At 62.4% G+C, this 8,325-nt stretch carries 6 protein-coding genes; 2 read left to right on the top strand and 4 right to left on the bottom strand.

The features are described from left to right. Window positions 1–2,768, bottom strand: a 2,768-nt coding sequence (locus EN925_RS12935; RefSeq protein WP_281040644.1) for a glutamate synthase central domain-containing protein, incomplete at its 3' end; no start/stop codon positions are given. 491 nt (window positions 2,769–3,259) lie between these two features. Between EN925_RS12935 and EN925_RS12930 the strand changes: the two genes are divergently transcribed. Further along, window positions 3,260–4,309, top strand: coding sequence for a low specificity L-threonine aldolase (locus EN925_RS12930; protein ID WP_013529717.1), 1,050 nt, complete (start codon window positions 3,260–3,262; stop codon window positions 4,307–4,309). Between the two features lie 71 nt (window positions 4,310–4,380). Here the strand turns inward: EN925_RS12930 and EN925_RS12925 are convergent, their stop codons facing one another. After that, window positions 4,381–4,848 carry an Hsp20 family protein gene (locus EN925_RS12925; RefSeq protein ID WP_013529716.1) on the bottom strand — a complete coding sequence of 156 codons (468 nt, stop codon included), beginning with the start codon at window positions 4,846–4,848 and terminating at the stop codon, window positions 4,381–4,383. A gap of 481 nt (window positions 4,849–5,329) precedes the next feature. On the opposite strand from EN925_RS12925, the gene EN925_RS12920 reads away from it, so the two are divergent. Further along, the gene (locus EN925_RS12920; RefSeq protein WP_127368815.1) at window positions 5,330–6,307 is read left to right on the top strand and encodes an alpha/beta hydrolase; all 978 of its coding nucleotides are present in this window, start codon (window positions 5,330–5,332) and stop codon (window positions 6,305–6,307) included. Between the two features lie 17 nt (window positions 6,308–6,324). On the opposite strand, the gene hisN is transcribed toward EN925_RS12920, so the two are convergent. Both hisN and EN925_RS12910 read right to left on the bottom strand, forming a co-directional pair. Then, window positions 6,325–7,098: a histidinol-phosphatase gene (hisN, locus tag EN925_RS12915; protein ID WP_024502739.1), complete on the bottom strand. Its 774-nt coding sequence runs from the start codon at window positions 7,096–7,098 to the stop codon at window positions 6,325–6,327. A gap of 301 nt (window positions 7,099–7,399) precedes the next feature. Continuing rightward, window positions 7,400–8,325 (bottom strand): N-formylglutamate amidohydrolase (locus EN925_RS12910; protein WP_245487221.1); only part of this gene is annotated, 926 nt, incomplete at its 5' end.

The following is an 8,325-nucleotide window of genomic DNA, read 5'->3' as shown; positions in this document are numbered from 1 at the left end:
GTCGAGAACCGCTTGACGATGTCGGCCGCCGGCATGACGTCGTCGAGCGCCACCTTCTTGCGGCCGGTTTCCCCGGCCAGCTTGAGCTTGAACAGGCCGCGAATGGTCTGGGCGCGGGCCGTCTCGCTGTCGATCTGGGCGGAATAGTCCTTGAAGGTTTCCCACGATCCCTGGCGCACGGCGTGCTGCAAGGTGGCGACAGCATCTGGCGACCAGATATGCGCCTCGCCGCGCATGCGGAACATGTATTCGCCGCCGACCTCGAGGCTGTTGCGCAGCACGGGGTCGTTGCCGAAACCGTCATTGTGGCGGCTGAGCGTCTCGGCCGCGATCTCGTCCAGGCCGACGCCTTCGATCAGCGTCGCGGTGCCGGTGAAGTATTGCTGCACGAAATCGGTCTTCAGGCCGATGGCGTCGAAAATCTGCGCGCCGCAATAGGACTGGTAGGTCGAGATGCCCATCTTGGACATCACCTTGAGGATGCCCTTGCCGATCGACTTGATGTAGCGCGAGACGACTTCGTAGGCGTCCACTTCCTTCGGCAGTTCGCCGCGCTTGTGCATGTCGAGCAGCGTGTCGAAGGCGAGGTAGGGATTGATCGCCTCGGCGCCATAGCCGGCGAGGCAGCAGAAATGATGCACTTCGCGCGGCTCGCCGGATTCGACGACGAGGCCGACCGAGGTGCGCAGCCCCTTGCGGATCAGGTGATGATGGACCGCCGCCGTCGCCAGCAGCGCCGGGATGGCGATGCGGTCGGGCCCGACCTGGCGGTCGGACAGGATGATGATGTTGTAGCCGCCGGCAACCGCCGCCTCCGCCCGCTCGCACAACCGATCGATGGCGCCCTGCATGCCCGCGGCGCCTTCGGCGGAGCCATAGGTGATGTCGATCGTCTTGGTGTCGAAACGGTCCTCGGTGTGGCCGATGGAGCGGATCTTTTCGAGATCGCCATTGGTCAGGATCGGCTGGCGAACTTCGAGCCGCTTGCGGCGCGAATTGCCGACAAGATCGAAGATGTTGGGCCGCGGCCCGATGAAGGACACCAGGCTCATCACCAGCTCCTCGCGGATCGGATCGATCGGCGGGTTGGTGACCTGGGCGAAGTTCTGCTTGAAATAGGTGTAGAGCAGCTTCGACTTGTCCGACATCGCCGAGATCGGCGTGTCGGTGCCCATCGAGCCCACCGCTTCCTGGCCTGTCGTCGCCATCGGCGACATCAACAGCTTGGTGTCCTCCTGGCTGTAGCCGAATGCCTGCTGGCGATCGAGCAGGCTGACATCCTTGCGCAACGCGCGCGGTTCGACCGGCTTCAGATCTTCGAGGATCAGCTGCGTGTTGGCGAGCCAGGTCTTGTAGGGATGCTTGGTCGCGATCTCCGACTTGAGCTCCTCGTCGGAGACGATGCGCCCCTTCTCCAGGTCGATCAGAAGCATGCGGCCGGGCTGCAGCCGCCACTTCTTGACGATCTTCTCCTCCGGCACCGGCAGCACGCCGGCTTCCGAGGCCATGATGACGCGGTCATCGTCGGTGACGATGTAGCGCGCCGGGCGCAAGCCATTGCGGTCGAGCGTGGCGCCGATCTGGCGGCCATCGGTGAAGACCACCGCCGCCGGTCCGTCCCACGGCTCCATCAGTGCCGCATGGTATTCGTAGAAGGCCTTGCGATCGGCATCCATGAGCTTGTTGCCGGCCCAGGCTTCCGGGATCAGCATCATCATGGCATGGCTGAGCCTGTACCCGCCCTGGAACAGGAACTCGAGCGCATTGTCGAAGCAGGCGGTGTCGGATTGGCCGTCATAGGAGATCGGCCACAGCTTCGAGATGTTGTTGCCGAACAGTTCGGAATCGACCGACGCCTGGCGCGCAGCCATCCAGTTGTTGTTGCCGCGCACGGTGTTGATCTCGCCATTGTGGGCGACCATGCGGTAGGGATGCGCCAGCTTCCATGACGGGAACGTGTTGGTCGAGAAGCGCTGGTGGACGAGGATCAGCGCGGTTTCGAAGCGCGGGTCCTTGAGGTCCTTGTAGTAGGCCCCGACCTGATAAGCCAGGAACATGCCCTTGTAGACGATGGTGCGCGCCGACAGCGACACGCAATAGGCGCCGATGTCCTTGTTGTCGTTCTCGGCATAGATGCGGCCCGAGATGACCTTGCGCAGCAGATAGAGCCTGGCCTCGTATTCCTCGTCATCGGTAATGTCTGGCGTGCGGCCGATGAAGATCTGCCGATGGAACGGCTCGGATGCCACGATGTCGGGCGCCTTCGACAGCGACGAATTGTCGACGGGCACGTCACGGAAACCGATGAGCGGAAGTCCCTCGGATTGCGCCGATTCGGCAATGATGTCCTCGATATGGGCGCGAAGGGCCGCGTCCTGCGGCATGAACCAGTGTCCGACGCCGTACTGGCCCGCCGGCGGCAGCTCGATGCCCTGGGCTGCCATCTCGTCACGGAAGAACTGGTCGGGAAGCTGCACCAGCACGCCGGCGCCATCGCCGACCAGCGGATCGGCGCCGACGGCGCCGCGATGCGTCAGGTTTTCGAGCACAGCAAGCCCGTCCTCGACGATCTGATGCGACTTCACGCCCTTCATGTTGACGATGAAACCGACGCCGCAGGCGTCATGCTCGTTGCGTGGATCGTAGAGGCCCTGGGCGGAAAATCCGTTGGCGCTTCGGCCAATATTGGATCGCAAGGTGGTTTTGACGGTTGCCGCTTTCGTCTGCGCGGCCTGGCCGTTCGTCGCAGAGTGCGTCATGTCCGTCATCTCCTGTCCTCCTTCCCAGCCATTCAGGCGCTGGTTTGCCTCGGCAAGCGCTTGGCTCACCCTGATCCTTGTGGCACGTCTTGCGAAATCCTGTCGAACCAGGCGGCTTTCCGCATGGATCGCATCTGGTAATCGTACAGGCCAGAGTCTGGCTGTCCACCTGTCGCTCGCGGCAACAGCCGGAGAGGCCCAAATGATACGCCAATCCAGCTCGTTTTGTGCGACAAAATAAGACAGCACTACTGTCCTAAATTTTTATGGCAGAAATCCCGGACCCACACAAGACCGATTTGCAAAAAACTTGGGGCATTCGCGACAGAAAATGTCGTGAAGCTGAGGAAAAACGTAAGCTTCAGTCGTCGGCCTGGGCTTTGCCCGTTGGCTGGCTTTACTGTTTTTCCGGCGCCTGGCCCTTGCGATCAGCACGCGAAACCGGTCAACTTCAATCTGATTTCCCCAACCCCCCGTTCTCCCAAGACATAGGCAGATGCATGTTCTTCGCTTCCGACAATTGGGCAGGCGCCCACCCCAACATTGCCGCCGGCCTGTCGGCCAATGCCGGCGGCTTTTCGACCGCCTACGGCGACGGAGCGCTCGACCAGGCAGTCTACCAGCGCTTCAGCGAGATTTTCGAACGCGAGGTCGCGGTGTTCTTCGTCGCCACCGGCACGGCCGCCAACTCGCTGGCGCTGACCGCTTACAACAAGCCGGGCGGCATTTCCTTTGCTCATCGCGAATCGCATGTCATCGAGGACGAATGCGGCGCGCCGGTGTATTTTTCCGGCGGCTCACGCCTGCATGAGATCGATGGCGCGCTGGGCAAGATCGATCCGCACAATCTGGAAAGGACCATCGGCCGTTTCGCACCGGAAATCGTCCATTGGGGACGGCCGATGGCCGTTTCGATCACCCAGTCGACCGAGGTCGGCACTATCTACGGCCTGGATGAGATCGAGACGATCGCGGCGATCGCCAAACGATATTCGGTGCCCTTGCACATGGACGGCGCCCGCTTTGCCAATGCGCTGGTCGCGCTCGACACGTCGCCAGCCGAAATGACCTGGAAACGCGGCGTCGACATCCTGTCCTTCGGCGGCACCAAGAATGGCTGCTGGTGCGCCGAAGCGATCGTGCTGTTCGATCTTGATCGTGCCAGGGAATTGGCGTTCCTGCGCAAGCGCGCCGCCCAGCTGTTTTCGAAATCGCGCTTCGTCGCGGCGCAGTTCGAGGCCTATTTCAAAGACGGATTGTGGCTGGACACCGCCCGCCACGCCAACGCCATGGCCGCACGCCTTGCCGCTGCGATCGAGGATTCGGCCACGGCAAAGCTGGCATGGCTGCCGCAGGCAAACGAGGTTTTCGCAGTGATCAAGAAAGCCGAAGCTGAAAAGCTGCAGGCAGCGGGTGCGGCGTTCTATGATTGGCACAAGCCGCACGGCTTTGACGGCCACATCAGCGAGGACGAGTTGCTGTATCGCTTCGTCACCAGCTTCGCGACGACGGCCGATGAGGTCGACCGTTTTGGCCAGCTGATCGCCTGATACCGAAATCCCCGATAACAAAAAAGCGGCGCCTTTCGGCGCCGCTTCCGTCTCGGGAGGAGACTTGTACTTTAGGCAGCGGTCTTGGCCTCGATCTGCTTGGCCTTGGCCGAAGATGCCGTAATCGCGATCTTGCGCGGCTTCAGCTCCTCGGGGATGTTGCGCTTGAGGTCGACGAACAGCAGGCCGTTCTTCAGCGAAGCACCGACAACTTCGACGTGGTCGGCAAGCTGGAAGCGGCGTTCGAAGGCTCTCGAGGCAATGCCGCGATAGAGCAGTTCAGAGCCTTCGCCGGTGCCCTCGTCCTTGCGCTCACCCTTCACGGTCAGCACGTTGCGATGGGCTTCGATCGAGATTTCCTCGTCAGAGAAGCCGGCAACCGCCATCGAGATCCGGTAGGAATCCTCACCGGTGCGCTCGATGTTGTAGGGCGGGTAGGTCTGCGCGCCATCCGGCTGCGCAAGCGAATCGAGCATCGTGAACAGACGATCGAAGCCGACGGTCGAGCGATAAAGCGGGGAAAAATCAACGTGACGCATGAGGTGTTCTCCTGTTGAGCAACATGGTTTGCGTATGGCCGGTGCGAAACCCTTGAGCGGCGTTTCGGGTGGGCCAGCGGCCCCGACATTGGCGACCGCACGAGACATTTGGGGAGCGCTGGAAAGCATTTCAAGATTTCACCTGGCGGCAAAAGCCACGGCGGCCGGGCCCTTGATGAACGGCAGATGAACCGGCACTTCGGCGCGCGTTCAGGCAGCCGGCGCTAAAGTCCATTCCAGGATCAAGGACTGGCGGCGCCGATTGCACAACAGGCACCGCAACGAGGCCGACCGGGTGTAACGTCCCTTCCTCCCGGATCGACAGAGGCCGGAAGCACGCTTTCAAGCGGCTTCCGGCCTTCCCTGTTGCAGCCCAGTCAGTCACCGGGAATTCCTTGGCTTTTGGCGCATGGGCGTCTATCACCTTAGCGGAGCCGGCCAGCGCAGGCGGGCATGCGAGACGCCGAGCACGAAGCGCCGAATGACGGATCTTTTCACCGAAAACTCCCTTTTTCACGAAATCGAGGGCAATCCGCGGCCGGAAAACGCCGCCGGCGGCTTCTTCACCACGCGTGACCGCAAGAATATCCGCTACGGCCTGTTCGGCGCGGTCGCTCGCCCGATGAAGGGCACCGTGGTCCTGCTCACCGGCCGCAACGAGTGCATCGAGAAATATTTCGAAACCATCCGCAACCTTGCCGATCGTGGCTTTGGCGTCGCCACGCTCGACTGGCGAGGCCAGGGCGATTCAGACCGGCTGATCCGCGATCGCCAGCGCGGCTACGTCAGCAGCTTCCGCGACTACACCGCCGACCTCGAACAGTTCTTCGAGGAGATCGTGCTGCCCGATTGCCGCGGACCCTACTACATCCTGGCCCATTCGGCAGGCGCATTGATCACCCTGCTGGCCGCGCCGTCGATGGTGAACCGCGTCCGGCGCATGGTGCTGATCGCGCCCTTCCTGACGCTGCCCGACCTGCCGGTCTCGATCTCGACGGTTCGCCGCGTCTGTTCCCTGTTCTGCGCTCTCGGCCTCGGCCGGCTCTATGCCGCCTGGGGTCCGCGGCCGAGGGTAACGGCCCCTTTCGAGACCAACAAGCTGACATCGGACCCGGAACGCTATCGGCGCAACACACGGATCTATGAAGAATACCCGCAACTGGCGCTTGGCGGGCCGACGATCCGTTGGCTGCGGGCAGCCGCGAAAGCTTCGGAAGCCGTCAACGACCCCGACTTCATGGCCCGGATCCAGGTCCCGCTGCTGATCATCGCCGCCGGCGCCGACCAGGTCGTCTCGACCAGGGCTGTCGAAGCCTACGCCAGGCGTCTGCGGCTCGGTTCATTGCTGATGATCGACGGCTCCCGCCACGAAATCCTGCAGGAAGCCGACATCTACCGCGAGCAATTGCTCGCCGCCTTCGACGCCTTCATTCCCGGCAGCGACGACCCCACGGCCTGACGGCCGCCGGTCGCTGGTCAGCCGCGCAAGGCAGCCATGGCAGCTGCGTGGAGTTCCGGCGTTGCAGCCGCCAGGACATCGCCGCCCTTTTCCGCAGGCCCGCCATCGAATGTGGTGACCACACCGCCTGCCTTCTCGATGATCGGGATCAGCGCCACGATGTCGTATGGCTTCAAACCGGGATCGGCGACGATATCGACGCTTCCCGAAGCGATCATGGCGAAGGCATAGCAATCGGCGCCATAGCGGGCGAGTTGGATCTGTCTTTCGAATGCATCGTAACGGTTGCGCGCTTCGCCTTTGAATAGCGCCGGCGTGGTGGTGAACAGCGTCGCCTGGTCCAACTTCGTCGTCTTGCGGGTCGTCAGTTTTCGCGGCCCGCCCGGCCCCTCATAGTGCGAACCTGAGGCGTTGGCGTAGAACAGCTCGCCGGTGAAGGGTTGCGCCATCATGCCGGCAACGGCGTCACCGTCGACCGTCAGCCCGACCAGCGTGCCCCACACCGGCAGGCCGGAAATAAAGGCGCGCGTGCCGTCGATCGGGTCGATCACCCAGACATGCCGGCTCGAAATGTTCTCGCTGCCATGCTCCTCGCCAAGAATGCCATGGTCGGGATACTCGGCAGAGATCAACGCCCGGATAGCGCGCTCGGCCTCGCGATCGGCCTCGGTGACCGGATCGAAACTGCCCTGTTCCTTGTTGGCGACCGCGCCTTGGGCACGAAAGCGCGGCAAGGTCTCCGCCGCCGCCACCTGCGCGATGCGGCGCATGAAATCGACACTGATGTCCAACTGATTCTCCCGCACTGCAGCATGTCCGAGCCGTGCTCTGCCGCCAATTTCGTACCAAAACAAGTGTGTTCGACGACTTCTCCGCGACGGCATCTGTTGCCCGGATGTCACATAAGCGTCGTCGAAACGCAATTTCCACATCAGAGTGAATTAAAAAAGCCTGAAGGTCGCTTGACATTTGTGCAACGCACAATACCCTTGACCTCGGACAGGGTTTCCTGTCCATGCCCTCCTTGGGCGTTTCCTCCCTAGACTTCGACCGTATCGTGCAAACGATGCGGTCTTTTTTTACGCCGCGATTTCACTCCGCGGCCAGCGGCAGGTCGATGAAATGATGGTCGGGCATCGACATCAGGTCGGCTGAGAACCGCGTCAGATCGTCGGCCAGCGCATCGAAGCCGGCGGCCTTCTCGAATGTCCGTTCGTTCATGTAGAGCCCGCGATTGACCTCGATCTGCAGCGCATGCAGATGGCGCGCCGGGCGGCCGTAATGCTCGGTGATGAAGCCGCCGGCATAGGGTTTGTTGTGGGCAACCGAATAGCCCATGGCGCTGAGCAGGCCGATCGCGGTCTCGGTCAGGGCGGCGGTTGCCGAGATGCCGAAACGGTCGCCGATGATGAAGTCGGGCCGCAGCCCGCTGTCGCCGACACGGATGCTCGCCGGCATCGAATGACAGTCGATCAGCACGGCAAAACCGAACCGCGCATGGGTCCGGGTCAAAAGCCGCTTCAGCGTCTCGTGATAGGGCTTGTAGACGGTTTCGATCCGGGCAACGGCTTCCGACAGCGGCAGGCGGCCGGAATAGATGTCGAGCCCCTCGCCGACCAGCTTCGGCACCGTGCCAAGCCCACCCGCCACCCGCGCCGAGCGGATGTTGCAGAAGGACGGCACTGGCTCGGCGAACATGCGAGGATCGAGCTCCCACGGCTCGCGATTGACGTCGAGATAGGCCCTCGGAAAATTCGCCGCCAGCAGCGGCGCGCCGAGCGCCACGGCACCGCCGAACAGCTCATCGACGTAACAGTCTTCCGACCGGCGGATGGCGTTGCGGTCCAGCCTTGCCATGGCCAGGAACCGTTCGGGATAGTAGCGGCCGCTATGCGGCGAATTGAAGAGGAAGGGGACGCGCTGCTCGGCGCCCGACCGGATTTCGAAGGGTGGAAAGACCGAAAAATCCTCGGCTGCCGTCTTCAATTTGAACGAACCCGAAAACACCAGTGCATCAT

It is taken from the genome of Mesorhizobium sp. M7A.F.Ca.US.006.04.2.1, assembly GCF_004022915.1.
GTDB lineage: Bacteria > Pseudomonadota > Alphaproteobacteria > Rhizobiales > Rhizobiaceae > Mesorhizobium > Mesorhizobium ciceri.
Note: the sequence above shows the minus strand (reverse complement) of the source record. Positions and strands in the feature narration are given on the sequence as shown.

Coding starts and splice junctions, on each gene's coding strand:
- EN925_RS12930 (WP_013529717.1), top strand. CDS start 3,260: ATGTTCTTCGCTTCCGACAATTGGGCAGGCGCCCACCCCAACATTGCC.
- EN925_RS12925 (WP_013529716.1), bottom strand. CDS start 4,848: ATGCGTCACGTTGATTTTTCCCCGCTTTATCGCTCGACCGTCGGCTTC.
- EN925_RS12920 (WP_127368815.1), top strand. CDS start 5,330: ATGACGGATCTTTTCACCGAAAACTCCCTTTTTCACGAAATCGAGGGC.